3 protein-coding genes are annotated in these 2867 nt (G+C 72.2%); 2 read left to right on the top strand and 1 reads right to left on the bottom strand.

The features are described 5' to 3' along the window. Window positions 1–15: 15 nt before the first annotated feature. Entirely contained in the window at window positions 16–429 is a 414-nt protein-coding gene (locus FOE67_RS30980) for an NAD-dependent epimerase/dehydratase family protein (protein ID WP_182666523.1), read from the bottom strand. Window positions 430–548: 119 nt separating this feature from the next. On the opposite strand from FOE67_RS30980, the gene FOE67_RS21685 reads away from it, so the two are divergent. Together FOE67_RS21685 and FOE67_RS21680 are read left to right on the top strand one after the other, a co-directional pair. Continuing rightward, window positions 549–1607: an aldose epimerase family protein gene (locus FOE67_RS21685; RefSeq protein WP_182666522.1), complete on the top strand. Its 1059-nt coding sequence runs from the start codon at window positions 549–551 to the stop codon at window positions 1605–1607. Then, window positions 1598–2593, top strand: a complete 996-nt coding sequence (locus FOE67_RS21680; protein ID WP_182666521.1) for a LacI family DNA-binding transcriptional regulator — start codon at window positions 1598–1600, stop codon at window positions 2591–2593. Before FOE67_RS21685 ends, FOE67_RS21680 begins: the two co-directional genes overlap by 10 nt. Window positions 2594–2867 lie beyond the last annotated feature (274 nt).

Here is a 2867-nt window from a genome sequence, read left to right as displayed (position 1 = left end):
GCTTCGTCGGCAGCGTCAGCTGTGTATAAGAGACAGGTCCAGGGGGAGGTACTCGGGGGTCCATCCGCCGGGGGCGCCGTACCCCATCACCGTGGGGCTGCTGGCGACGATGACGCGGGGGACTCCCAGCCGGACCGCCGCCTGGCATACATTGAAGGCCGCGGAGGTGTTCACCCGGTAGGTCACGGCGTCGGTGCGACCGAAGGGCGTGGCGATGGCGGCCAGGTGGACGATCGCCTCCGGCCGGTACCGGGCGACCACCTCGAAGGCCTCACCGGTGTCGGTGACGTCCGCGGGAAGCACCGCCGCGCACGGTCCCTGGGGGCCCGGCGTCAGGTCCACCCCGATGACCTCGTGGCCACGGGACGCCAACGCGGCGACCACGCTGCGTCCGAATCGGCCGGCACTGCCGGTCACGAGCACCTTCATTGGTCCCGGTTCTCCCATCCACATAACAAGCGGTTGCAGAACCGTGGCGTAACACCGGAGAAACGTCAAGACTTCCTGCGGGTATTGTTTACAACCGTTTGCAGGTTACTGTGGGTGGCGTGAGAGATGACTTCGGCCGCACCCCCGACGGCACCCCGGTCCGGCGACACACCCTGCGGGCCCACGGCATCACCGCCGCGGTGCTCACCTACGGGTGTGTCATCCAATCGCTGCGCGTTCCCGACGCCCGCGGGGACGAGGGCGGTGTCGTCATCGGCCTGGGGTCCATGGAGGACTACGTCGCGCGCAGCCGGTACTTCGGCGCGGTCGTGGGGCGGTACGGCAACCGCATCGCCCGGGCCCGCTTCGCCCTGGACGGCCGTGAGTACCGGCTGCCCCGCAACCACGGCCGCAACGGTCTGCACGGCGGTCCGCAGGGCTTCGACAAGCGGGTCTGGGAGGCGGTCGAGGTCGACGAGTCGCGGATCGTGCTGGAGCGCGTCAGCCCCGACGGGGAGATGGGCTACCCCGGGGAACTGCGGGCCCGGGTGACCTACACCCTGGTGCCCGGCACCGACGGCGGCGAGCTGCGCATCGACTACCACGCGGTGACCGACGCGCCGACACACGTCAACCTCACCAACCACAGCTACTTCAACCTCGCCGGCGGCGGCACCGTGGACGACCACGAGCTCACCCTGGACGCCGACCGGTTCCTGCCGGTGGACGAGGAGTTCATCCCCGACGGGAAACCCGAACCGGTGGCCGACACCCCCTTCGACTTCACCCGGCCCCACCGGATCGGCGAGCGCATCGCCGACGACCACCCGCAACTGAAGGTCGCCGGCGGCTACGACCACTGCTACGTCTTCCGTGCCCCCGCCGGCGACGGCACACCGGTACCGGTGGCCCGGGTCACGGAACCCACCTCCGGCCGTATCATGCTGGTCTCGACCACCGAACCCGGGGTGCAGTTCTACTCGGGGAACATGCTGGCCGACGCCGAGTACGGCAGGGGCAGCGGGCTGTGTCTGGAAACCCAGCACTTCCCCGACTCGCCCAACCGGCCGGACTTCCCCTCCACCGTCCTGCGCCCGGGCGAGGAGTACACATCGACCACGGTTTACCGCTTCACGGCGGGCCGACCGACGGGGGAGGCGGCACAGCAGTGGCCGTAACGATTCGTGACGTCGCGAGGGCCACGGGGGTGCACGTCTCCACCGTCTCGCGCACCTTTTCCGCCCCCAACCTGGTCAGCACCCCCACCCGGGAGCGGGTGATGGCCGTCGCCGCCGAGCTGGGATACCGCCCCAACCGGGCGGCCCGCGCGCTGACCACCGGCCGCACCCACAACCTCGGGCTGATCGTCTCCGACATCGCCAATCCCTTCTTCCCCCCGCTCATCAAGGCCGCCCAGGCCTATGCCAGGGAGCGCGAGTACCACGTCTTCGTGGCCGACACCGACGAGGACCCCCAGGCGGAGGAGGAGCTGATCCGCACCCTCGCCAAGCAGGTGGACGGCGTGGTGCTGGTCGCCCCCCGACTGACCAACCAGGCCATCGAACGGCTGGGGCTGGAACTGCCCTTCGTCGTGGTCAACCGCCGGGTCAAGGGGTTGTCGGCGGTGCTGATGGACATCGGGCACGGCACCGAGCTGGCGGTCGAGCACCTCGCGGGCCTGGGCCACCGCGGCATCGCCCTCCTCGCCGGTCCGCGCGGCTCGTGGAGCAGCGAGCAGATGAAGAGCGCCGCGACGGAGGCGGCCCGGCGCGCCGACCTCCGCCTGACCGTCATCGGTCCGAACGCGCCCACCGAGCGGGGCGGCATCGCCGCGGCGGCGGCGGTCCGCGACAGCGGTGTCACCGCGGTGATCGCCTACAACGACCTGGTGGCCATCGGCCTCATCGAGGGCCTGGGCGAACTGGGCACCGAGGTGCCCGGGGACCTGAGCGTGGTCGGTGTCGACGACACGGTGGCCGGTCGCCTCAACCGCCCCAAGCTGACCACCATCCTCATGCCCACCCCGGCGGCCGGTCGCACCGCCGTCGATCTGCTGCTCCAGGCCGTGGACGAGGACGGCCGGACGGCCGCGCAGGCCACCCTGGCCACCGATCTGGTGGTGCGCGAGTCCACCGCGGCGGCGCCGGGGACGACCGGCGCCTGACCCGGACGACCCGGACGCGGTTCCCACCCGGCGCGAGGGCGTCGCGGACCCCGGGCCGCCCCACCGCCCGGTGGCGCCGGGCACGCGTCCCGTGCCCGGCGAGCGGGGTGGACCACCGGACCGGGGGAGCCCCGCCCGGGAGTTCCGCCCCGGTCCCGGCCCCGTGGGCGCTGTGGTCCCCCGCGTTCGCTCCGGGAGGCGTGGCACGAGCCCTCGCGCGACCCCGGGAGACCCCCGAATGCCGGGCGGGCGAGGGGTGCCGACCCCCGTACCC

The sequence above is a fragment of the Streptomyces calidiresistens genome (genome assembly GCF_014141525.1).
Lineage (GTDB): Bacteria > Actinomycetota > Actinomycetes > Streptomycetales > Streptomycetaceae > Streptomyces > Streptomyces calidiresistens.
The sequence above is the reverse complement of the archived record's forward strand: the minus strand, read 5'-3'. Positions and strand labels throughout refer to the sequence as shown.